Origin of the sequence: Arthrobacter sp. CG_A4 (assembly GCF_035985125.1) — a bacterium.
GTDB lineage: Bacteria > Actinomycetota > Actinomycetes > Actinomycetales > Micrococcaceae > Arthrobacter.
The window spans coordinates 18,219-41,329 of the sequence record NZ_JAXCID010000024.1 but is presented as its reverse complement, the minus strand read 5'-3'; the positions used below and the strand labels follow the sequence as shown (position 1 = coordinate 41,329).

General features: G+C 66.8%; 20 protein-coding genes and 1 tRNA gene. 5 read left to right on the top strand and 16 right to left on the bottom strand.

The genetic code is table 11. The features are described from left to right. Window positions 1–14: 14 nt before the first annotated feature. From RCH07_RS11635 to RCH07_RS11565, 15 genes are all read right to left on the bottom strand, one after another. Window positions 15–1,934, bottom strand: a complete 1,920-nt coding sequence (locus tag RCH07_RS11635; protein WP_326967623.1) for a V-type ATP synthase subunit I — start codon at window positions 1,932–1,934, stop codon at window positions 15–17. A 15-nt stretch (window positions 1,935–1,949) separates the two neighbouring features. Beyond that, complete coding sequence (locus tag RCH07_RS11630) at window positions 1,950–2,303, bottom strand: hypothetical protein (protein WP_326967622.1); 354 nt, start codon at window positions 2,301–2,303, stop codon at window positions 1,950–1,952. After that, a complete protein-coding gene (locus tag RCH07_RS11625) occupies window positions 2,300–2,950 on the bottom strand; it encodes a V-type ATP synthase subunit D (RefSeq protein WP_326967621.1) in 651 nt (216 codons plus the stop codon). The genes RCH07_RS11630 and RCH07_RS11625 overlap by 4 nt, the downstream gene beginning before the upstream one ends. A gap of 111 nt (window positions 2,951–3,061) precedes the next feature. Further along, window positions 3,062–4,195 carry a sensor histidine kinase gene (locus RCH07_RS11620; protein ID WP_326967620.1) on the bottom strand — a complete coding sequence of 378 codons (1,134 nt, stop codon included), beginning with the start codon at window positions 4,193–4,195 and terminating at the stop codon, window positions 3,062–3,064. 38 nt (window positions 4,196–4,233) lie between these two features. Then, window positions 4,234–4,881, bottom strand: coding sequence for a response regulator transcription factor (locus tag RCH07_RS11615; RefSeq protein WP_326967619.1), 648 nt, complete (start codon window positions 4,879–4,881; stop codon window positions 4,234–4,236). Between the two features lie 178 nt (window positions 4,882–5,059). Then, window positions 5,060–5,136, bottom strand: a tRNA-Pro gene (locus RCH07_RS11610). Window positions 5,137–5,287: 151 nt separating this feature from the next. Continuing rightward, window positions 5,288–6,838: a ribosome biogenesis GTPase Der gene (der, locus tag RCH07_RS11605; protein ID WP_326967618.1), complete on the bottom strand. Its 1,551-nt coding sequence runs from the start codon at window positions 6,836–6,838 to the stop codon at window positions 5,288–5,290. Continuing rightward, window positions 6,835–7,590 carry a lysophospholipid acyltransferase family protein gene (locus tag RCH07_RS11600; RefSeq protein WP_442784822.1) on the bottom strand — a complete coding sequence of 252 codons (756 nt, stop codon included), beginning with the start codon at window positions 7,588–7,590 and terminating at the stop codon, window positions 6,835–6,837. Before RCH07_RS11600 ends, der begins: the two co-directional genes overlap by 4 nt. After that, the gene (gene cmk / locus RCH07_RS11595) at window positions 7,583–8,311 is read right to left on the bottom strand and encodes a (d)CMP kinase (protein ID WP_326967617.1); all 729 of its coding nucleotides are present in this window, start codon (window positions 8,309–8,311) and stop codon (window positions 7,583–7,585) included. Before cmk ends, RCH07_RS11600 begins: the two co-directional genes overlap by 8 nt. Next, window positions 8,311–9,420, bottom strand: a complete 1,110-nt coding sequence (locus RCH07_RS11590) for a prephenate dehydrogenase (protein ID WP_326967616.1) — start codon at window positions 9,418–9,420, stop codon at window positions 8,311–8,313. Before RCH07_RS11590 ends, cmk begins: the two co-directional genes overlap by 1 nt. A 3-nt stretch (window positions 9,421–9,423) precedes the next feature. Then, window positions 9,424–10,770 carry a pseudouridine synthase gene (locus tag RCH07_RS11585; protein WP_326967615.1) on the bottom strand — a complete coding sequence of 449 codons (1,347 nt, stop codon included), beginning with the start codon at window positions 10,768–10,770 and terminating at the stop codon, window positions 9,424–9,426. A gap of 111 nt (window positions 10,771–10,881) precedes the next feature. Further along, window positions 10,882–11,580, bottom strand: coding sequence for an SMC-Scp complex subunit ScpB (gene scpB / locus RCH07_RS11580; RefSeq protein ID WP_442784821.1), 699 nt, complete (start codon window positions 11,578–11,580; stop codon window positions 10,882–10,884). Then, entirely contained in the window at window positions 11,577–12,539 is a 963-nt protein-coding gene (locus RCH07_RS11575; RefSeq protein WP_326967614.1) for a segregation and condensation protein A, read from the bottom strand. Before RCH07_RS11575 ends, scpB begins: the two co-directional genes overlap by 4 nt. Window positions 12,540–12,547: 8 nt before the next feature. After that, window positions 12,548–13,447: a ParA family protein gene (locus RCH07_RS11570; protein WP_326967613.1), complete on the bottom strand. Its 900-nt coding sequence runs from the start codon at window positions 13,445–13,447 to the stop codon at window positions 12,548–12,550. A 332-nt stretch (window positions 13,448–13,779) separates the two neighbouring features. Continuing rightward, window positions 13,780–15,147: a cation:dicarboxylate symporter family transporter gene (locus tag RCH07_RS11565; RefSeq protein WP_326967612.1), complete on the bottom strand. Its 1,368-nt coding sequence runs from the start codon at window positions 15,145–15,147 to the stop codon at window positions 13,780–13,782. 139 nt (window positions 15,148–15,286) lie between these two features. Between RCH07_RS11565 and RCH07_RS11560 the strand changes: the two genes are divergently transcribed. Next, window positions 15,287–16,987, top strand: coding sequence for a sensor histidine kinase (locus tag RCH07_RS11560; RefSeq protein WP_326967611.1), 1,701 nt, complete (start codon window positions 15,287–15,289; stop codon window positions 16,985–16,987). Next, window positions 16,984–17,703, top strand: a complete 720-nt coding sequence (locus tag RCH07_RS11555) for a response regulator (protein ID WP_326967610.1) — start codon at window positions 16,984–16,986, stop codon at window positions 17,701–17,703. The genes RCH07_RS11560 and RCH07_RS11555 overlap by 4 nt, the downstream gene beginning before the upstream one ends. 139 nt (window positions 17,704–17,842) lie before the next feature. Here RCH07_RS11555 and RCH07_RS11550 read toward each other — a convergent pair whose 3' ends face one another. Then, complete coding sequence (locus RCH07_RS11550) at window positions 17,843–19,753, bottom strand: propionyl-CoA synthetase (RefSeq protein WP_326967644.1); 1,911 nt, start codon at window positions 19,751–19,753, stop codon at window positions 17,843–17,845. A gap of 207 nt (window positions 19,754–19,960) precedes the next feature. Here RCH07_RS11550 and RCH07_RS11545 point away from each other — a divergent pair, with 207 nt between their 5' ends. From RCH07_RS11545 to prpB, 3 genes are read left to right on the top strand one after another with little or no spacing between them, the layout of a single operon-like run. After that, window positions 19,961–20,602 carry a GntR family transcriptional regulator gene (locus RCH07_RS11545; RefSeq protein WP_326967609.1) on the top strand — a complete coding sequence of 214 codons (642 nt, stop codon included), beginning with the start codon at window positions 19,961–19,963 and terminating at the stop codon, window positions 20,600–20,602. A gap of 32 nt (window positions 20,603–20,634) precedes the next feature. Next, window positions 20,635–22,155 carry an MmgE/PrpD family protein gene (locus tag RCH07_RS11540; protein ID WP_326967608.1) on the top strand — a complete coding sequence of 507 codons (1,521 nt, stop codon included), beginning with the start codon at window positions 20,635–20,637 and terminating at the stop codon, window positions 22,153–22,155. After that, on the top strand, window positions 22,156–23,058 hold the full coding sequence (gene prpB / locus RCH07_RS11535; RefSeq protein ID WP_326967607.1) for a methylisocitrate lyase: 903 nt from the start codon (window positions 22,156–22,158) through the stop codon (window positions 23,056–23,058). Window positions 23,059–23,111: the final 53 nt, after the last annotated feature.

The following is a 23,111-nucleotide window of genomic DNA, read 5'->3' as shown; positions in this document are numbered from 1 at the left end:
TAGCGGCTTGGTTGTTAGCGGGTTGTTCCGAACGGGGTGAAGGCGTGGCCGCCGCCGATGAAGAATTTCGAGAAAAACTCGACGTAGTGAAGTCGCAGTGCCTGGATCAAGGGGCTGAATCCGGCGAGGGCGAGATTGAGTACGTGAAAGAACGTCGCGACGATGATGCCGAGCCAGAGCGGTCCGACGGTGGCGAGCTCGTTGGCGACGATGGCGAGGTACACCGATGCGAGGCCGACGGCTGCCAGGCGCAGATAGGAGAGGATGTTCCCGATCGCACCGAGCAGCTCCAGCGGCCCCATCATGAGCCCCAGAGTGCCGTGGAGTGACATCACGAGAACCAGCCCCACCACCGTCAGTGCTATGGCTGGCGTCATGAACCCCGGCGGCAGGGCTCCTGCCGCGAAACCCGCCACGGCGAGCATTCCGCAGAGGAAGGCGAACGTGCCCAGGCGGTCGAGGAACTGCCGGTGTGCGCGGTCCCGCCAGGATTGCCACATGCCGAGGACAACTCCGAGCAGTACGTGCGCGGCCCCGATGGCGAGGGCAAAGAGCAGGAGCGGCTGCAATGCGTCTGCTCCGCCGCGGTAGAACCACAGCGAAAAGTCGCCGAACACGTTCTTCCCGAGATTACCCAGAGCTTCCCCGAAGAGGAATCCGAAGATGATTGCCCAGATCGCACCGAAGACCAGGACGCTGCACAGGTCCGCGACGGCGGGCGAATCCTTGCCGAATTTTCGTCGCGCCCACACCCCGGCGAGAAGAAGCAGGGCCCCGTACACGACGTCGCCGACCATCACACCGAACATCAGCGGCAAGAATATTGCCATCAGCCCGGTCGGATCCAGACTCGCGGCGCGCGGGTTGTCGAGAAACCGGGTCAGAAAACCGAACGGCCTCGCCGCGCGTCGCTCTTTCATCAGCACCGGTGTGCTGTGTGCACGCACATTGTGGGGCAGTTCCTCGATCACGAGCGGGCCCAGCGAAAGACCGTGGAGTTGGTCGATGAAACGAGCCACGCCCGTACGCGGGACCCACCCGACGATGGCGAACGCACGCTCGGTCACTCCTACCGCGGCCGCGGCAGCGAGCTGCTCGAGTTCGGCGCGCGCGCCCGCCAGCGTGGTGTGCCACGCCACCGCATGCGGCCGGATGAGCTCTTCCAGTGCCTGATGAGCGTCCGTGATTTCGTCCGGCAGCGCATCCAGCCGGGTGCGCATCGCAGCCAGAGCTCCAAAGAGGGACTGGCCGGAGTACGCGCCCGGAAGCGGCAGGTGCCGGACGTGCTCCTGGCCCAGAAGGGTGTGAAGGCGTGCGGTATCGCGGTGTGAGAACACGAGCAGACACCCGATCGCGTCAGCACCGACCCGGGCCGAGGTGAGGTCGAAGCGGGCTCCGAATTCCTGGGTGAGCTCACTCCGTAGCGTGTCCACCAACGTGTCATCGGAGGTGCTCAGCACAAGAGCCGCAGTGTCCAGCCCGAGCTTCTGCAATTCGTTCTCGCTGAGGCCCGCGAGCTCGGGTACCAGATTCGCCAACTTTTCCAGCGGATTCAGGTACCGGGGCAGCACCGCCAGCTCATCCGCGAGCGTATCGAGCCGTCGGGCAGCCGCCTCCACCAGGATGCTGACGCGATCGAGTTCGGCCTCGACGGCGGACAGGTCAACGGCGCCGCGGACAGGATCGGGGTCGCCCTTGGTAAGAGGTTCGAGGTTGTCATCGCTTCGAATCAGGGTGAGAAGCGCGTCGAGGCGGGCGACAAGGAGTTCAAGACGCGCCTGCGAGCCGGCGTTCGCGGCATCGAGCCCGGCCGCGTCGACGTCGAGCGCGGAGTCCTTGGATACGTCGACCAGTTGCATGCCCTGGAGCCGGTAAATGCCTTCGAGAACTGCACTCAGCTGCTCTCGCTGGCCTGCGATCTGCAGTTTGGCCATGGGAATTAGCATCAGTCACGCCTCCTTAGGATCGTGCGCTTCCGGAAGAGCGACGGCCCGCATACCGGCAAGCAGTTCGGCCCGCATCGTGGTCACCCGCAGGTGGATCGCGGCGATCTCGTCGTCCGCTCCCGCCAGGATCGACGCGGTCTCGATCTCGGTGGCTAAACGGACGTCCTGGCGGGTGCGCTCCGCCGCACGCGCACCACGCTCACGTGCTTCGGCGAGGAGATCGTCAGCCTCCCGCCGGGCAACCTGAGAGCTTTCGGCGGCGAACGCACGGTGCTTTACCCGGTCCGACAGCGCGCGTTCCAGATCCCGGATGGCGTCCAGCGCGCCCGGCGTGTTCAGCTCGCCCCGGGCCGTCACGCGAGAACCACCACTTCGTCGCGGGCATCCATCCGCATGCTCTTCGCGCGCATCAGCCGCACCCTGTCCTCCAGTTCGCGTTCGTCCAGCACCAGGGCGATGAAGTCGCGCTCACCCTCGAGCCGGGGTATCACAACGTGCTCGAGTGCGCTCACGCGCCGTGTCGTGCTGGCAATCTCTTCGGCGAGGCGCCGCAGCGTCAGTTCGACCGCCGCGAGATCCAGGAGCCGCTCCATTTGACGCTCGAAGGCGTCGCCGGCGACATCGACTCGTGCCGACGAGAAGGGCAGCCCGTAGCCGCGTGCCATACTCGATCGCGCCACTGGTTCGTGGGACAGTTCAGCGATCCGCACCCCGGCCACCGAGCGGGTGGTGAGCTCAACACCGATGCTGGACGAGGCGGCGACCGCCGCAGATCCGACGAATTCCGGACCATCCAACGCGAGGGCCTCCCCGAGCGCCCGCCGGGCGGCTGCCGCGCCGCGTTCGAGCTCGCGCATTGCCTCGAGCACGGAGGTACCGAGTCGTTGAAACTCTTTCATCAGGGCCGCCCGCTTTTCACTCAGCAGATCCCGGCCCTGAACTGCGAGCCTGATCTGGCCGCGTCGTGCCAGAAGCTCGCTGCGCGTAGCACTCACCTGATCCATGAGCCCAGTCTTGCAGTTTGACCGTCCGCACCCGGAGAGACAACCGAATGAAACTTCAGCTAGGCGCTGGAGCCGATCGAAGGTCCTCCGATTGGCTCCACCGGGCGTCGATCAGGCCGCTTTGGCGCGCGCCGGCATCGGCAGGCTCACCCGGACCTGTGTTCCGCGACCGTCTTTGCCGGCCGCATATTCGAAGCTTCCTCCGATCGCCGAGGCACGCTCGGCGCAGGAGGCAAGACCAATATGCCCATTCAGCGGAGCTTGCTCAACTTCGCTCACATCGATCCCCACACCGTCGTCAACCACCATCATCTCGACCGTGTCGGGAAGCCTCCGGACAGAAATCGACAGGGTGTCGGCGTGGGCGTGTTGGACACAGTTGGAGACCAGCTCACGGGCGATCGCGAACAGCAGCTGATCGTGTACTCCACTCGCGGCCGGCTGGACCTCGACGAAGGCCGCGAACCCCCCGCGATCGCCCGCGCGAGCGGCGATGGCGTGGATAGCACCGCGAAGTCCCACTGGATCGAGGACATACGGGTGGAGGTCAAAGACGGCCTCCCGTATCTGCGAGATGCCGCGGTCCAGGCCCTCGCTGATCAACATGGCGTTCTCGCGCCCCTCGGACCCCAGAAGGTGGCGGGCCGCAAGGAGATTCTGAAGGGCGTGATCGTGCAGCGACGTCGCCAACATTTTTCGCGCCTGGTCTTCAGCATCGAGGGCTTGCGCCACGAGACGGCCTCGGACCGCGGAAAGCTCCGAGACTTCGCGCGTCCGGCGGGCCAGAATCGCCGACAGGACGGTTGCAGCGGCGCCGGTCCAGGCCAGAAACAGAATCTGCGTAACTTCGAACCCCACGGCGTCCCTCCGGACCTGGGTGGATTCCGGGTAGGTGACGGCAATGAGGGCGTACAAAACCAGTCCGGCTGCCGAGAACGTTGCAGTCAAGCGGGGGTTCATCAGCAGCGCCGCACCAATGGGCAACAGGAAGAACGCGTATCGAAGCTGCGAGAACGGACCTCCCGAGGTTGCCACGAGGGCAGCAATCAAGATGATGTCGACGGTGGTGAGCACGGCCGGGTTGATGAGCGGGCGGCTGCGCAGTTCCGAGGCCATGGCGGCAGCGGCGTAGAGAGCGGCGAGCAGCAGCATCGGGGTGAACGGAGCTTGATTCGCCTCAGGGTGTTCCACGAGACGTTCGGCCAGGAAGAACACGGGCACCGCAACCAACCGGATGACGGCCAAAGCTCCGCTGGGGCGAGACATCAGGCGGGTACGCGGAGTCATTCCAGCAGTCCGCGTCGCATCCCCTCCGCCACTGCCGCGGCGCGATCCGATACCCCGAGCTTCTCATACAGGCCCTGAAGATGACTCTTGATGGTTGGGGTGGACAGAAAGAGGAGTTCCGCTATTTGCGGGGCAGACCGACCCCCAGCGACGTGCACGAGTATCTCGAGTTCACGCTTGGATAGAGCGGGGCGAGCCTGTGCGCCCCGGAGGCGGATTTCGGCTGCCAACGAGGCCTGCACATCGGACCCGAGCACTGTCTCACCCCGACTCACGGCCCGTATGGTGTCCGTGAGGAGCTGCGGGTCAACGCTCTTCGAGAGATAGGCGCTGGCACCTGCGGCCACGGCGTCGAAGGCCACCGAACCGTCGACATAGGCGGAAAGAAGAATAACCCGGGTGGAAAGCTCGTCGCGACACAGGGCATTGACCACCTGGAGGCCATCGAGTACGGGCATCCGGATATCGAGCACCGCGACATTCGGCGATAGTTCGCGGATCAGCTCCATCGCGTGGCCGCCATCCGAGGCCTGGCCGACAAGTTCAAATTCAGGCTGATCCCTGATCGTCTGCACCAGCGCACGCCGGAACAGCGGATGGTCATCGGCCACCACGATCCGTACACGGGAACCCACGGTATGCACGGACCCAGCTTAGCCTCGATCCACCGATCTGCTTGGGCGTTCCACCGGTGGTCCGCGAATCCTGACGGGCCGTAAAAACAGGACCCGGCAACAGGACCCCGTAACAGGACCCAATATCCGTGCCGGGAAACAGAAAAACCCGCCACTCCCTTAGAGGGAATGGCGGGGTACGTTCTGTTGGTCGGGCTGACAGGATTTGAACCTGCGACCCCTTGACCCCCAGTCAAGTGCGCTACCAAGCTGCGCTACAGCCCGTTGATTCCGCCGTTCTCCGCTCACGATGTAATCCTCTTGTGTATCCAAGGGATTTCATCCGAGCAGTCCGGCCGAACCACCTCCAAAAGCTTACACGATTCCGGGGTGGGCCAGTGACACGTTCAGCACCTCCCGGACGGGCGGGCCGGAATCAGCGCTTCTTGCCGCGCTTTTCGCGGACCCGCATGTTGACCTCGATCGGCGTGCCCTCAAAGCCGAAGGTTTCGCGGAGCCGGCGGGTGATGAAGCGGCGGTAGCCCGGTTCGAGGAACCCGGTGGTGAAGAGCACGAACTTCGGCGGGCGGCTGGAGGCCTGGGTGCCGAAGAGGATGCGGGGCTGCTTGCCGCCGCGGACCGGGTGCGGGTGCGCGGCCACAAGCTCGCCGAGGAAGGCGTTAAGCCGGCCGGTGGGGATGCGCTTGTCCCAGCTTTCCAGGGCGGTGTCCAGCGCCGGTACCAGCTTGTCCTTGTGCCAGCCGGTCAGCGCCGAGATGTTGACGCGCGGCGCCCAGGCCACGTGGGCCAGGTCCTGCTCGATTTCTCGCTCCAGGTAGCTGCGGCGCTCGTCGTCCAGCAGATCCCACTTGTTGAAAGCCAGAACCAGCGCGCGGCCGGATTCGATGGCCAGCTGCAGGATGCGGACATCCTGCTCGCTGAGCACTTCGTCCACGGCGAGGAGCACAACCGCCACCTCGGCCTTTTCCAGCGCACTCTGGGTACGCAGCGAGGCGTAGTAGTCCGCGCCCTGGGCCATGTGCTGGCGGCGGCGGATGCCGGCGGTGTCGACGAAGCGCCAGGTGCGGTCGCCGAGTTCGATGAACTCATCGACCGGGTCCCGCGTGGTCCCGGCAGTGTTGTCCACCACGACCCGCTCGGAACCGGCCAGCTTGTTCAGCAGCGAGGACTTGCCGACGTTCGGGCGCCCGATCAGGGCGATGCGGCGGGGGCCACCGGAGCGCTCGAGTCCTTCAATCGTGGAGAACTCGGGGAGCGTGTCGATAACGTGGTCCAGCAGGTCGGCCACGCCGCGGCCGTGGAGGGCGGAGACCGGGTACGGCTCGCCAAAGCCGAGGCCCCAGAGCGAAGCCGAGTCGGCTTCCTGCGCAAAGTCATCCACCTTGTTGGCCACCATGATGACCGGCTTCTTGGACTTGCGGAGCATCTTCACGACGCCTTCGTCCGTGGCGGTGGCACCGACGGCGGAGTCGACGACGAACAGCACGGCGTCGGCGAGTTCGACGGCCATTTCGGCCTGCTCGGCGACGCGGGCGTGGATGCCGCGGGCGTCGTGCTCCCAGCCGCCGGTATCAACCACCGTGAAGTTCTGGCCGTTCCAGGTCGCGGAGTACATCACACGGTCGCGGGTGACTCCGGGGGTGTCTTCCACGACGGCCTCGCGGCGGCCCAGGATCCTGTTGACCAGGGTGGACTTGCCCACGTTGGGCCGGCCGATGATGGCCAGGACCGGGTCAAGCTTGACCGGACCGTCGAAGTCCTCGTCGTCGTAATCGCCGCTCAGGAGGGCGGCGTCTTCCTCATCCAGCTCATAGTCGTCCAGGCCGGCCCGGAGGGAGGCCGCGCGGACCTCTGCTTCCTCGTCGTCCAGGGCGGCAAGATGCTCGGCCACCTGGTCCGTGCCGGTGGGCGTGTATTCGTCTTCGCCGGCGCCAATGTGGCCGGAGGTTTGAGTCGTATCGCTCATTGCACTTTCCTTATGGGGTGATCTGCCGGCGTCCCGGCTACTGCTTCATGGCGTTCTTGCGGGGAATCCGCGTCGGGCAGGGGCTGCCCGGTTCTGAGGATGGAGTCCTGGACATGGCGGGCCAGCGCGGCGCGGATCTCGGTTCCGGCCCTGTCCATTGAAACACGCCCGGTCTCGCCGGGCCTGCGGCTGACATTGAGGGCCCCGCCGAAGCTGACGTGCAGCCGCCGGCGGAACCGGGGAACGGCGTCGAGGTGTTCGCCGCCGATCCGGGTGCCAAGGATGGCCACGGGGACCACGGTGGCCCGGGAGTTCAGCGCGAGCCAGGCCACGCCGTTGTTGATCGCGGCGGCTTCGCCGCTCCCCCGCGTTCCCTCCGGCAAAATCCCGACGCACCGTCCGGCGTCGAGCACCCGCTTGGCCAGGTGGAGGGCTGCACGGTCCCCCGCGCGGTTAACGGGGAGCTGGCCGGAGGCCTGCAGCACCCGGCCCAGCCGGCCAGCGAACATTTCCTTCTTGACCAGGATGTGCATGGCACGGGGCGAGGCCCCGAACATGACCGGCCCGTCGAGGAAACTGATGTGGTTTGCGGCGAAGATCACCGGACCCGCCGCCGGCACGTTCGAACGTCCCGACACCGAGGTCCGGTAGAGGACATGGTCCAGGATCCAGCCGACCGGCCGGCTCCACGCCGTGGTCCAGCGGGCCGGGAGCGCCGGATCTGCGTCACTCCGCGTCCGCGCCTCAGTCACGGTTGATCGCCTTGTGGTCGATGATGCCGGTCACGATACTGAGCGCCGCGTCGACGGTTTGGGCAAAGTCCAGTTCCGAGGAATCCAGCGTGACGACGCCGTCGGCGGCCTGGCTGAAGTTCACCACCGTGGAGTCCCTGGCATCACGCCCGGTGACCTGCGCGGCAAGCTGTTCGGCGCTTTGGCTGCCGCCGAGCTGCATGCCCCGGCGGCGCAGGCGCGCCTCTTCGCTGGCGGTGAGCAGCAGCCGCACTTCGGCGTGGGGCGCGACGACGGTGGTAATGTCGCGGCCCTCCACCACCATCCGGCGGTGGTGCTGTTCGATCAGCTCACGCTGGCGCCGGATCAGTTCGGTGCGGGCGCCGAGAGTGGTGGCGACGGCACTCACCGCGGCGGAAATCGACGGTTCACGGACCGCGAGCGTGACGTCGGTCCCCCCGACGCGCACGTACTCCTCCAGCGGGCTCGTGCTGATCTCCAGCGGCAGGCTCTTGGACGCGGCCTCGACGGCGGCCCGGTCCGCCAGGTCCGTGCCGCGGTCAAGGCAGAACCACGTCAGGGCACGGTACATGGCGCCGGTGTCGAGGTACGCCAGTTTCAGCCGGCGGGCCACCTCTTTGCTGACGCTGGACTTGCCGGAGCCGGACGGGCCGTCGATGGCCACCACGAGGCTTTTGCCCGGGCGGAGAACGTCCACAATCTCGATGAGTTCCTGGGTCATTACTGGAGTACCTGCCATCCGCGGTCATTGAGGGCTTCGATTAACAGGTCGTGTTTGTTCGGCAGTACGGAGATCTCCACCATGCCAACGTTCTGGCCCGAGGAATGGTCCAGACGGAGATCCTCGAGGTTGACGCCGATCTCGCCGATCTCCGTGAGGAGCCTGGCGATCTGTCCCGGGGTGTCATCCACCAGGACCGTCAGCCAGGAGTATGCCTGCGGCGGCCCGCCATGCTTGCCCGGAATGCGGGACTGGCCTGCGTTGCCCTCGCTGATCAGCTGCGCGAGGTCCAGCCTCGCACCGGGCGCCGTCGGGTTCTCGAGCGTGCCGATCACCCGGTTGAGGTCCTCGCGGACCCCATGCAGGACGTCCACCACTTTATCCGCGTTCGCGCCCAGGATCTGCACCCAGAGGGTGGGATCGCTGGCGGCGATGCGGGTGACGTCCCGCAGTCCGTTGCCGGCCAAGGACAGCGCATGCAGGGGCGTGCCCTGCAGCCGGCTGGCCACGAGCGAGGCCACCACCTGGGGCAGGTGCGAGACAAGCGCCACTGCCTCGTCGTGTTCCCCGGCTCCGAATTCGGAGACGACGGCGCCGAGGTCGCCGGCCAGCGCGCGTGCCGCCTGGAGCGACTCGGGCAGTGTCTCTTCCGAGGGGCACAGCACCCACGGCATCGACGTGAAGAGCTCGCCGCGGGCAGCGACGGGCCCGGACTTCTCCCGGCCGGCCATGGGGTGGGTTCCCACATAGCGGCCAAGGTCCGCGCCGCGGGCACGCAGATCGGCCAGGATTCCGGCCTTGACACTGGCGATGTCAACGACGACGGCCTGCGGGTAGTCCGCGAGGGCCCGGTCCACCACCTCAGCGGTGACGTCCGGCGGCGCGGCGACCACCACGAGCTCGGGCTGATCCCCGTCAAGGCGCGCCAAAGGCAGGCCGGCGCCGATGTCGACGGCGACGGCCTGATGGGTGGGCGAGGGGTCGGAGAGGAACACTGCCACTCCGCGGCCCCGGAGCCCCAGCCCGATGCTGGTGCCCAGGAGCCCGGTGCCCACGACCACCACCGGACCGATCAAGTGGCCGCGGCCGTGGGTGCGAAAGGCGGACATGCCCTACAACCCTACGGATGCCAGCAGGTGGCCGACTTCCTGCTTGCCGAGGTTGCGGATGCTGCCCTGGCGCTGGTCGCCCAGGCCGATGGGGCCGACCTTGACCCGGACCAGGCGCAGCACCGGGAAGCCGACGGCGTCAAAGAGCCGCCGGACGATCCGGTTCTTGCCCGAGTGCAGCACCACCTCGATCAGCACGTGGCCCGGGGTGGAATCCACGAGTTTGAAGGAGTCCACCGAGGCGATGCCGTCTTCGAGCTCGACGCCGCCCTTGAGTTCGGCGCCGATGCCCTGCGGGAACGGCCCGCGGACCTGCACGAGGTAGGTCTTGGGGACTTCGTAGGACGGGTGCGTGAGGCGGTTGGCGAGTTCGCCGTCGTTCGTCAGCAGCAGCAGTCCCTCGGTGGAGACGTCGAGCCGGCCGATATGGAAGAGGCGTTCGCCGTGGTTGTTGCGGACGAAGTCGCTGACGCAGGGCCGGCCGTCCGGGTCTTCCATCGTGGAGACAACACCCTTGGGCTTGTTGAACACCATGTAGACCATGTTCTCGTCCAGCTGGATGCGGAGACCGTCGACGTGGATCACCGCGGTGGTGGGATCGACGCGGACGCCGAGCTCGGTGACCACCTGGCCGTCGACCTCGACGCGGCCTTCGGCGATCATTTCCTCGCAGACGCGCCGTGAGGCGACGCCGGCCGAAGCCATGACCTTCTGGAGGCGGGTGCCGTCCTGGTCGTGCAGGTCAGACTGGGGCACCTCGGCGCGGGGTCCGCGCTTGCGGGCCGGCTTGCGCACGGGGCCCAGATTCTGGCCGAAGCGTTCGCTGCCGAAAGCGCGGGGGCCGGCGAACTTCGCGGCGCCGGTGCGGGGCTTGGGCTTCAGGGCACCGGGAGTCCCCGGCTCTTTGCCAAAACCTGGCTTGCCAAAACCTGGTTTGCGGGCGGCGGGCTTGCGCCCGGCTCCCTTTCCGGAAGGCCCGTTGGACTTCCAGTCGCCGGGGGCCGGGCGGTCTGCGGCTGAGCCGTCGGGGCCCTGCAGGTCCGGATCGATGAAGGCCTCTTCGCGGGGCTTGGGGTGCTTGAAGGGGCGGTCTCCGCCGCCCTTAAAGCCAGCCCCGCCGGTGCGACTACCGCCGCCCTGGAAGCTGCGGCCGTTCCTGCCCTGTGCCGGGCGTCCGGTGCCGTCTTGCTGGGGGCGGCCGGAACCGCCCTGTGCGCCGCGGCCTGAGCCCTGCGCCGGGTTTTGTCCGGCACTGTTTCGTCCCGAACTGTTCTGTCCGGCACTGTTTTGTCCGGCACTGTTGCGTCCCGAACTGTTACGTGGTGAACTCTGGCGTCCCGCCTGTGTCATGACCCGTCCTTCGTTTGTTGGCCGACGGCCGCTGTCTCCCGACAACACCCGCCGGCTGGGGCAAAATAGTTCTGCCCTGGTGGATACTCGTGCGCAGGCAGTGGTCCCTGCCTACATTCTTCCTGCGTCGTAGAACTCTTCGATGCCTTCCAGCCCCGGAAGATGGGGTGAAAGCTGCGGCAGTTCCGCCACCGAGCCGATTCCCGTGCGCTCCAGGAAATACGACGTCGTCCGGTACAGGATGGCCCCGGAAACAGGTTCCAGTCCCGAATCCTCGATCAGCCCGCGCTGCGTCAGCGTCCGCACGACAGAGTCAACATTGACTCCCCGAATTGCAGACACCCGCGCCCTGGATACGGGCTGGCGGTAAGCGATGACGGCGAGCGTTTCGAGCGCCGCCTGCGTCAGCCTGGCTGTCTGTCCCTCCAGCACGAAAGCACCGACAATTTCGGCGAATTCGGCGCGGGAATAGATCCGCCAGCCTCCGGCGATACTCCGCAATTCAAAACCCCGGGGGGTGGAACCGAAGCCGTTGAAACTGGCGTCATCCACGTCCGGGGCATTAACAGTATAACCGCCATACTCCCGCTGCAGTTCCGCGAGCAGCTGCTCGACGACGTCGACGGTGAGGTTCAGTCCCGCGGCCAGCTCGGTGGCCGTGGCCGGCTGGTCGATCACCATCAGCACGGCCTCGAGGGCCGCGCGGGCGCCACCGGGAAGGCTTGCGAGCCCCGCGTCTGCTGCTGCTTCCGGCGTTGCCGCCGCGGACCCTGTCCCGGCGGCTGCCGGCTCAGGCTGGGTCCCGCTCACGGCCGATCCTCATATTCTTCATATTCTTCATATTCTTCGCGGGTGTCGCTGCTCCAGTTCCCGCGGTGGGCGGTCCAGCGCACGGTCAGGTCGCCCAGAGGCACCAGCTGGTCGAAGGCGACCACCTGATCCCGGAACATTTCCAGCAGCGCCAGGAACCGTGCCACCACCACGAGGGTGGATTCGGCGTCGGCGATCAGGGCCCGGAACGTGAGCGGGGCGCCGAGCCGTAACCGGTGGCCCAGCAGCTCGGCCTGTTCCCTGATGCTGACCGGCGAGCCGTGGAGGTGCGCCAGGCCAACCGTAGCCGGGGCGGCTTCCCTGGGCTTCAGGGCGGCTTCCGCCAGGGCGGCGAACTGCTGCGGGGTGTACCGCCAAATGAGCTCCGGGAGCAACGCGGCGAAGTGCGCCTCCAGCGCGACCTGCCGCGGGTAGCGCCGGGCCTCGAGTTCCAGCGTGGAGCCGATCATGCCGGCCACGTGTTTGAAGGCCTTGTACTGCAGGAGCCTGGCGAAGAGCAGGTCCCGGGCTTCCAGCAGCGCGATGTCCTCATCGTCTTCGACCTCGCCGGCGGGAAGCAGCCGGGCGGCCTTGAGGTCCAGCAGCGTGGCGGCGATGACGAGGAATTCGCTGGCCTCGTCCAGGGCCCAATCCGCCCCCTGCTTCTGCAGGGCCTTAATGTACTTGATGAATTCATCGGTGACCGTGGACAGTGCCACCTCGGTGATGTCCAGCTGATGCTTGGAAATCAGGCCAAGCAGGAGATCGAAGGGCCCGGTGAAGTTGGCCAGCCGGACCTCGAAACCGGGCTTCTTGCCGGCGCCCGGCGGCGGCGGAACTTCCGGGCCCGCAGGTCCATCCAGCCCGGAGTCAAGCCCCGCCGGCACCTCAAGCCCCGCCGGCACCTCAAGCCCCGCCGGCACCTCAAGCTCCGCCGTGGGAGCGCCTGACTTTGCCATGGACCTGGCTAGGGCGCGCCGCCGCGCGAAATAAGTTCTTTGGCGAGGTTGCGGTAGGCGTCGGCGCCGATGTGGTTGCCGGCATAGCTGGTGATGGGCTCGGCGGCGACGGTGGCGTCGGCGAACTTGATGGAGCGTTTGATGACGGTCTCGAAGACCTTGTCGCCGAAGGCCTCCACGAGGCGGGAGATGACCTCGCGGCTGTGCAGGGTGCGGGCGTCGTACATCGTGGCGAGGACGCCGTCGACCTGGAGCCGCGGGTTCAGGCGGTCCTGGACCTTGTCGATAGTCTCGACGAGCAGCGCCACAGCACGAAGGGCGAAGAACTCGCAGATCAGCGGGATGATGACGCCGTGGGAGGCGGTCAGCGCATTGACGGTCAGCAGGCCCAGTGAGGGCTGGCAGTCGATGAGGACGACGTCGTAGTCATCCTCAACCTTCTTCAGCGCCCGGTCCAGCACCTGTTCGCGCGCCACTTCGTTGACGAGCTGCACTTCCGCGGCGGAGAGGTCTATGTTGGCCGGGAGCAGATCCAAATTTTCCACACCGGTCTTGTGGATGGCATCGCGGATGTCCACCTTGCGGTCCATCAGGACGTTGTAGACCGTGAGATCCAGTTCGTGCGGGTTAATGCCGAGGCCTGCGGAGAGTGCACCCTGCGGGTCGAAGTCCACCACGAGCACACGGCGGCCGAATTCGGCCAGCGCAGCCGCCAGGTTGATGGTGGAGGTGGTTTTCCCCACTCCGCCCTTCTGGTTGACCATGGCGATGACCCGCGCGGGGCCGTGGGATGACAGCGGTGCCGGCTCCGGAAAGTCGCGATAAGGGCGCCCGGTGGGGCCCATAATGGCGTCTTCCAGATCCAGTTCGGTGCCTTCCAGAGTTGCTGAACCCTGTTCGCTGCTCACGTATCTATCCACACTTTCGATGACGGTGATTGTGGTGCTTGGTATTGCTGCCTGCTTGATACTTAAACCCTTGGTACTCAGGTACTCAAGCCCTTGGTACTTAAACCCTGGGCTTCCAGCGCCGATCTTATTCCTCCCAAGGTTACAGCGCCCGACACGGTATTCGGCGGACTTTGACAGCGGCCGATATTTGAGCCTCAACCTTCTGGTTGAAGTCGAAGGTTACGGCCGTGTCAGGAAAAACCGCCCGGATGCCAGCTGGCGTCCGGGCGGTTCACCGGGGTCCGGCTGCCGCTGATCTGCTGCGGTGCCGGCCCCGGGGTCGCTGCGGGTCAGGCGTTCGCCATCACCGGGCGGGCCGGCTCAGCGGCGGCATCCGCGGCGGTGTGGTGCTCACCGTGTCCGGCCAGCATGGTCTGTTCATCGAAGGGCTCGTTTCCGGAGAGAACCCGTTCAACCTGTTCGCCGTCGATCTCCTTGACCCAGGTGCCGATCAGCACGGTGGCGACGGCGTTGCCGGTGAAGTTGGTCAGCGCGCGGGCCTCGGACATAAAGCGGTCGATGCCGACGATTATGCCCACGCCGCCCAGAAGCTGGGGCGCATGCGCCTGGAGTCCGGCAGCCAAGGTGGCCAGTCCGGCGCCGGTAACGCCGGCGGCACCCTTGGAAGCGATGATCATAAAGACCAGCAGGGAAACCTGTGCACCCAGGTCCAGCGGGGTGCCCATGGCGTTGGCGACGAACAGGGAAGCCATGGTCAGGTAGATGGCCGTGCCGTCAAGGTTGAAAGAATATCCGGTGGGAACCGTGACGCCGACGACCGGCTTGGACACTCCGAGGTGCTCCATCTTCGCGATCAGGCGGGGCAGGGCGGCTTCGGAGGACGAGGTCGAAAAGATCAGCAGGTATTCACGGCCGAGGTACTTCATGAGACGGAAGATATTCATGCCGGTCACGACCTTGAGTAGCCCGCCGAGGATCACAGCGATGAACAGCGCACAAGTAGCGTAGAAGGCGACCATCAGGGTTGCCATGCTGACGATGGCCTGGACACCGGTGGCGCCGACGACGGCGGCGATCGCACCGAAGGCACCCACCGGGGCGACCCACATGATCATGATGAGGATCCGGAACACGAGGACCTGCCCGTGTCCGATGGCCTTGAGGATCGGGGCGCCCTGGGTGCCCATCTTCTGGAGCGCGAAGCCCACCAGGATTGCTGCAAAGAGGGTCGGCAGCACCGGGATGTCACTGGGGATGATGCCCAGCAGGAAATCGACCGTACTGTCCGTGGCAGCCTTCTTGTTCGGATCGTAGGCGGCGAGCTTGAGGCCCTCGCCCGGGTGGATCAGGTTGCCCACCACGAGGCCGATGGCGAGCGCGAACGTTGACATCACGATGAAGTAGCCCAGGGCCAGCCCGCCGACCTTGCCGACGGTGGCAGCCTTGGCGATGGAGCCGATGCCCAGCACAATGGTGCAGAAGATGATCGGGGCAATCATCATCTTGATGAGTTTGATGAATCCGTCGCCCAGTGGCTTGAGGGACTTGCCTACCTCGGGGAACAGCAGTCCGACCAGGGCGCCGAGGACGACGGCCACAATGACGGCGATGTACAGGTAATGGGACTTGTCGAGTCCCTTGCGCTTCTTGACCGCGGTCGCGGCGGGCGCCGCTGACTCTCCTCGTTGAGAGGCCATGGTGTTCTCCTTGGATAGGCTGGACACTGGTGCGGCGCAGGCTGCGGGCCCCATCACGTCCGTTTAGTGTGTAACCCCATCATTGATGACGGGGTGACGCGCATCACCCTTGCGTTCATATTGGTCATGGAAGGTGTTGATGATCCACCGCTGGAGCATCGCCCGCAGGCTTTTTGTGGCCCATCTGCTGTTTATGGTGGCGCTGACGGCCATCGTCGGTACGGCCTCTTTCGTTGATGCGCGCGACTCCGCCTATGAGGAGGCCGGCCGGCGGATGGCCGGCATTGCGGTCGCGATGGCCGACACACCCTTCGTGCGGGAGGCGGCGGGCACCGCCGATCCGTCAGCGCTGCTCCAGCCTTATGCCCTGAAGGTTATGCAGGATGCGGATGCGGATTTCATCACGATCATGGCCCCGGACCGCACCCGGTGGACCCACCCCCGCGAAGAGGAGCTGGGGAAGCCGTATATCGGTTCGATCGACACGGCTCTGGACGGCCGGATCTTCACCGAAATCACCGCCGGCACCCTGGGTCCCTCGGTCCGCACCATCGCGCCGGTGAGGGACGCGGACGGTACCGTCCTGGCGCTCGTCTCCGCCGGCGTCACGGTCCGGACCGTGGATGTCGCCGTCTCCGGCCGGCTGCCGGCCCTCGTGGCTTTGGGCCTGGCCCTGCTCGCGGGCGGTTCGATGGCGTCCTGGCTGCTGGGGCGATACCTGCGCCAAGTGACGCGGGGATGGGGTCCGGAGCAGCTGGCCCAGCTCTTCGCCTACTACGAATCGGTCCTCCACTCGGTGCGCGAGGGCGTCATCCTGATCGACCCCAAGGGCCGGGTGGTGATGTACAACGATCAGGCCGCCGTGCTGATGGGACTCCCGCCCGGCCCGTCCGACGGCGGCTCACCGCCGGACCAGCGGGGCGGCCGCAGCCTGGCGGCGCCGTCGCTCGCCGAACTGCCGCTGGCCCCGAGCCTCAAGGAGCTGTTCGAATCGGGCAGGACCGCGCTCGATGAGATCCATTTGACCGGCCCGCGGATCCTCGTGGTGAACCAGGGCCCTGCGGTGGGACCGGGCGACGACTGGGGACGGCAGCGCGCGGCAGTTTTCGGCACCGTGGCCACGATCCGGGACCGCACCGAGATCGAATCGCTGGGCAGCGAACTCGAAACCATGCGCACACTCTCCGATGCCCTCCGCGCCCAGACCCACGAACACGCCAACCGGCTGCACACGATCGTCTCGCTGATGGAGCTGGGCCGCGGCGCCGAAGCACTGGATTTCGCCACCAGGGACCTCGAACTCAGCCAGCGGCTGACCGATGACGTGGTGAGCTCCATCGAGGAACCCGTGCTCGGTGCCCTGATCATGGGCAAGGCCGCCGAGGCCCACGAGCGCGGCGTCGAACTGACCCTCACCACCGCAGGGAACAGGACCGGCCCCACCGCCGTGACCGGCCTGGCCGTCCAGGACCTTGTGGCGATCCTGGGCAACCTGCTGGACAACGCCATCGACGCCGCGGCCGAGGCTCCGGCGCCCCGGCTCGTGGACCTGACGGTCGAGACCGTCGCCGGGGCTCTGGAGATCACGGTGGAGGACAGCGGGCCGGGGATCGATCCGGAGGCCGTGGAGGACATTTTCCGGCATGGCTTCAGCACCAAGGCGGCGGGACCCTACGGCCGCGGCCTCGGGCTGGCTCTGGTCCGGCAGGCGGTGCACCGCCTGGGCGGTAGCATGACCATCAGCAGCCCGGCCGGGGCACTGTTCCACATCACGCTGCCGACGGCACAGGCGGCATCGCCGGCGACGTCACTGACCACTACGACGAAGGGACAGCAGTGAGCGCCATCCGCGTACTCGTCGTCGAGGACGAGCCGATCGCCGCGGCCGCCCATGCGGCCTATATCGGCCGGCTGGCAGGATTCACGCTCGCCGGCTCGGCCCCCGACGGGCAGACCGCCCTGCGGCTGATGACGGAGTTCGCCGCCGCCGGGAATCCGGTGGAGCTGGTGCTGCTGGACATGAACCTCCCGGACCTGCACGGGCTCGACATCGCCCGCCGGATGCGGGCCGCGGGCCTCTTCGCGGACATCATCGCCATCACCGCCGTCCGCGAACTGAACATCGTCCGCAGCGCGGTGGCCACCGGTGTGGTCCAGTACCTGATCAAGCCGTTCACCTACGCCACCTTCGCGGACAAGCTGGCCAGCTACCGGCTCTTCCGGCAACAGCTGGCCTCCCCCGGCACGGGTCATTCCGGGGCCGGCGCCTCACAGAGTGATGTTGACCAGGCGTTCGCGAGCCTCCGGGCACCCTCCGAGCTGCCGCTGCCGAAGGGACTGTCGGAGTCCACTCTGGAGTCCGTGCAGGACTTCATGAAGCAGCAGACCGGGGCTGTGTCTGCCAGTGAAGTGATGGACGCGCTCGGCATGTCACGGGTGACCGCGCGGCGTTACCTCGAGTACCTGGCCGACGCCGGCACGGCCTCCCGCGCTGCGCGTTACGGCGCCCCCGGCCGGCCGGAGAACGAATACCGCTGGACCCGGCCGGGACCGTAGCGCAGGGGCCTGACGGCCAGGTACTCCCCCGCCGGGCGTCACGCACCGCAGAGTTTTGGGAGGGTTCCGCCGTCGCACTGCCGGATTCCCGCCGTCGGGCCTGCCGGAGGCGCCCAAAAGCCCGCAGTGCGTGACGCGGCTACGCCCCGGTCATTCTGTGGGCGGCGGGGCGCAGGGTCTCGATGAGCTGGTCGATCACGCCTGCGTCCTCGATGGTGGACGGAACCACATAGTCGTCGCCGTCGGCGATCTGGCGCATGGTCTTGCGCAGGATCTTTCCCGAGCGGGTCTTGGGCAGCGCGTCCACGACGGTGACGTGCTTGAAGTCCGCCACGGCACCGATGTCGCGGCGGACCAGGGCAATCAGCTCCTTGACCAGGGTCTCCGCGGGGATGTCGACTCCCGATTTTAGCACCACGTAGCCGCTGGGATGTTGTCCCTTGAGCGGGTCAGCAACGCCGATGACGGCGCACTCGGCCACCGCCGGGTGCTGGCCGATCACCTGTTCCATGGCCCCGGTGGAGAGCCGGTGGCCGGCCACGTTGATGATGTCGTCGGTCCGGCCCATCACGAATAGGTAGCCGTTGTCGTCCCGGTAGCCGGAGTCGCCGGTGGCGTAGTAACCCTCGAACGCCTGGAGGTAGGAGGAGATATAGCGCTCGTCGTCGCCCCAGAGCGTGGTCAGGGTGCCCGGCGGCAGTGGAAGGGCCAGGACGATGTTCCCTTCCGTCCCGGCTTCGACGTCCTCGCCGGTACCGTCGACGATGTTGAGCTTGAAGCCGGGCATTGGCACGCTGGGCGAGCCGGCCTTGATGGGCAGCTCATCGAGCCCGCGCGGGTTGGCGCAGATGGCCCAGCCGGTCTCGGTCTGCCACCAGTGGTCCACCACCGGTACGCCGAGGATCCGGGAGGCCCAGTGGTATGTGTCGGTGTCCAGCCGCTCGCCGGCCGCGAACAGGGTCCGCAGGCTGGACATGTCGTACTTTTCCAGCAGTTTCGCCTCCGGGTCGGCCTTCCGGATGGCGCGCAGGGCGGTGGGCGCGGTAAAGAGCACGTTGACCTTGTGGTCCTGGATCACCCGCCAGAAGGCTCCGGCGTCGGGGGTGCCGACGGGCTTTCCTTCGTAGATCACCGTCGTGGCGCCGGCCAGCAGCGGCCCGTACACGATGTAGGAGTGCCCTACGACCCAGCCGACGTCGGAGGCGGTCCACATCACGTCGCCGGGGCCGACGTCGTAGATGTTCTCCATGGTCCAGCGCAGCGCCACGGCATGGCCGCCATTGTCCCGCACCACACCCTTGGGGGCGCCGGTGGTTCCCGAGGTGTACAGGATGTAGAGGGGATCGGTGGCCTTGACGTCGACCGGTGCGGCGGGCGCGGCGGTGGCCATCTCGGTGTCCCAGTCCAGCCAGCCGGCGTGGTCGGCAACCGAGGAGGCAAAGCCGTCCCGCGCCTTGACCAGGACCGGTATGTCCGGTGTTCCGGCCAGGCCGAGGGCTTCCTCGACGGCAGGCAGGTACTCGATCCGGCGCGAGGGCTCAATGCCGCCGGAGGCCGTGACTACTGCCGCCGGGGCGGCGTCGCGGATGCGGGCGGCAAGTTCCTTGGGGGCGAAGCCGCCAAAGACAACAGAGTGCACGGCGCCGAGGCGGGCGGTGGCCAGCATGGCGATGGCGGCCTCGGGGATCATCGGCAGGTAGATCACCACGCGGTCCCCCTTGCCGACGCCGTGACTGCGCAGGACCCCTGCGAAGCGGGCCACGAGATCGGTGAGTTCCGCATAGCTGTAGCGTTGCTGCGTGCCGAGCATGGCGGAGTCATAAATCAGGGCGTCCTTCGCTCCCCGGCCTTCCTCGACGTGCCGGTCCAGGGCGTTGTAGGACGTGTTGAGGACGCCGTCAGGGAACCAGTGGTACAGCGGCGCCCTGCCGGCATCAAGGCCCTGCTGCGGCGGAGTGGTCCATGAGACCTTCCCGGCGGCTTCCAGCCAGAATTCTGCGGGTTTCGCCAGGCTGCGGGCGTAGCTGTCCTGGTAGTTCTTGGTAACCATGAAATTGAATCCCGTCCACGACAATGTGATGAGGCTCATGGTAGCTCTGTCCGGACGCAGGACACAATGCCTGTGTATACAGAACTGCAGTCTTTACGCCTGTTTTGTGGAAATGCTGCGCAAATATGAGTAGCGTGTATACACTGGACTCCGTCGGCCACTCGAAACCGTCAGCCACTGAAGCCGTCAGCCAATGAAGGAGGCCGGATGCGCGCCAGCGATAAAGCCTATGCGGCCCTGCGCGAGGACATCATCGCATGGCGCCTCCTCCCCGGAACGGTCCTTGCGGAAGTGGAGCAGTCCGGGCGCCTCGGCATCTCCCGCACGCCGCTGCGGGAGGCCCTCAGCCGGCTCACCGCGGAAGGACTGACGACGACGGCGGGCGGCCGCGGCGTCGTCGTCACCGACATCTCGCTGGAGGACATCGACGAACTCTTCGAACTGCGCGGGACCCTCGAGTGCAGGGCCGCAGCGCTGGCTGCCGAACGCGGCGACGCCGCCACCTTCGAACAGCTCCGGAATGAACTTCTCCTGGCCCCCGCGCTGATCAGCGCCGGGGACCCGGCCCGGCACGACTACTACGGGCTGGTCGGGCGGCTGGACTCGGCCATCGACGCCGCGATCTGCAATGCCTACCTGGCCCAGGCGATGCGCAGCCTGCGCGTGCACCTGGTCCGTGTCCGCCGGCTGGCGGCCGACGACGCCGAACGGCTGACCGCCGCCGCCGCCGAACACGCCGCCATCGCCGAGGCAATCGCCGCCGGCAACCCCCGGCTGGCGGAAGCCGCCACCACCCTTCATCTGCACCGCAGTCTTTCCCACGTCAAAGCCACCCACATACCTCACTAACACCCACGTACCTCACTAAATGAAGGAGCACCATGGTTAAGGAACACCACGTCCGCGTGTACAAGAGCGAGGAAAACCTGCCCCGCGAGGACCAGCTCGCCTTCAAGATCGCCACGGTGGCCGCGGATCCCGTCGCCGTCACGGCCGAGGTCACCGACATGGTGATCAACCGTGTCATCGACAATGCCTCGGTGGCCATCGCCTCGCTGAACCGCGCCCCGATCGTCGCGGCCCGCGCCCAGGCCCTGACCCACGGCCCCACCACCGGCGGCAGGGGCTCGAAGGTCTTCGGCATCGAAGAGCGCGTCGCCCCGGAGTGGGCAGCCTGGGCCAACGGCGTCGCGGTCCGCGAACTCGACTACCATGACACGTTCCTCGCCGCGGAGTACTCCCACCCGGGCGATAACATCCCGCCCATCCTGGCCGTGGCCCAGCATGTGGGCTCCAGCGGCCAGGACCTGATCCGCGGCATCGCCACCGGCTACGAGATCCAGGTCAACCTGGTCAAGGCCATCTGCCTGCACAAGCACAAGATCGACCACGTCGCCCACCTCGGCCCCTCCGCGGCCGCCGGCATCGGCACCCTGCTGGGACTTGAGGTCGAGACCATCTTCCAGTCCATCGGCCAGGCCCTGCACACCACCACCGCCACCCGGCAGTCCCGCAAGGGCGAGATTTCCACCTGGAAGGCCCACGCCCCGGCGTTCGCCGGCAAGATGGCCGTCGAATCCGCGGACCGTGCCATCCGCGGCCAGACCTCCCCGGTGCCGATCTACGAGGGCGAAGACGGCGTCATTGCCTGGATGCTGGACGGCCCCGACGCCTCCTACACCGTGCCGCTGCCGACGCCCGGCGAAGCCAAGCGCGCCATCATGGACACGTACACCAAGGAACACTCCGCCGAGTACCAGGCGCAGGCCTGGATCGACCTGGCCCGCAAGCTGCACGGCGGGCACCCCGAGGTCACCGACCCGGCCAACGTGGCATCAGTGCTGATCAAGACCAGCCACCACACCCACTATGTGATCGGCTCCGGCGCCAACGATCCGCAGAAGTACAGCCCCACGGCCAGCCGCGAAACGCTGGACCACTCCATCCCCTACATCTTCACCGTCGCCCTGCAGGACGGCTCCTGGCACCACGTTGATTCCTACGCCCCGGAACGCGCCGCACGCCCGGACACCGTGGAACTCTGGCACAAGGTCACCACCGTCGAGGACCCGGAATGGACCCGGCGCTACCACTCCCTGGACATCGCCGAAAAGGCCTTCGGCGGCACCGTGGTCATCACGCTCACGGACGGCACGGTCATCACCGAGTCGATCGCTGTCGCCGACGCGCACCCGCTGGGCGCCCGGCCGTTCGCCCGGGAACAGTACGTCCACAAGTTCCGCTCCCTCGCCGCCGGCCTCGTCGCCGAAGAAGAAATCGAACGCTTCCTCGCCGCCGCCGCAAGGCTCCCCGAGCTTGCCGCCGGCGAACTTGACCAGCTGAACATCACGGCCGCCGACGGCGTGATCGACCTGGCCGCCGCACCGAAGGGACTCTTCTAAATGCTGTACTCGAAGGTCACCCCGGAGCAGAAGCGGGTCCGTTTCCGCGAGCTCCTGGCGTCCGGAACGATCCAGCAGTTCCCGGGCGCGTTCAACCCGCTCTCGGCCCGGCTGATTGAGGAAAAGGGCTTCGCCGGGGTCTACATTTCCGGTGCCGTCCTGGCCAACGACCTCGGCCTGCCGGACATCGGGCTGACCACGCTCACCGAGGTGGCCACCCGCGCCGGGCAGATCGCCCGGATGACGGACCTGCCCAGCATCGTCGACGCCGACACCGGCTTCGGCGAGCCGATGAATGTGGCCCGCTCGGTCCAGGAACTCGAGAACGCAGGCCTCGCCGGACTGCACATCGAGGACCAGTTCAACCCGAAGCGCTGCGGCCACCTGGACGGCAAGAACGTGGTGGACCTCGACACCGCCACCAAGCGCATCCGGGCGGCGGCAGATGCCCGGCGGGACCCGAACTTCCTGATCATGGCGCGAACCGACATCCGGGCCACGGACGGATTGCAGGCCACGCAGGACCGCGCCAGGGCGCTCGTGGACGCCGGCGCTGACGCCATCTTCCCGGAGGCCATGAAGGATCTCAGCGAGTTCCAGGCGATCCGCGACGCTGTCGACGTGCCGATCCTGGCCAATATGACCGAGTTCGGCCAGAGCGCGCTGTTCACGGTGGATCAGCTCGCCGGCGTCGGGGTTAACATGATCATCTACCCGGTGACGCTGCTCCGTAGTGCCATGGGCGCTGCGGAGCGTACGCTGGAATCGATTAAGGCTGACGGTAGCCAGGAAGCCCAGGTCGGGACCATGCTGACCCGGGCGCGTTTGTACGACCTCGTCGACTACGAGGCCTACAACAGCTTCGATACCGGAGTTTTCAATTTCCAGATCCCGGGACAGTAGGCCCCGCAACGGGCCCCCGGTTCCGGCCGGTCCAACACAGGCGACAGGAACAA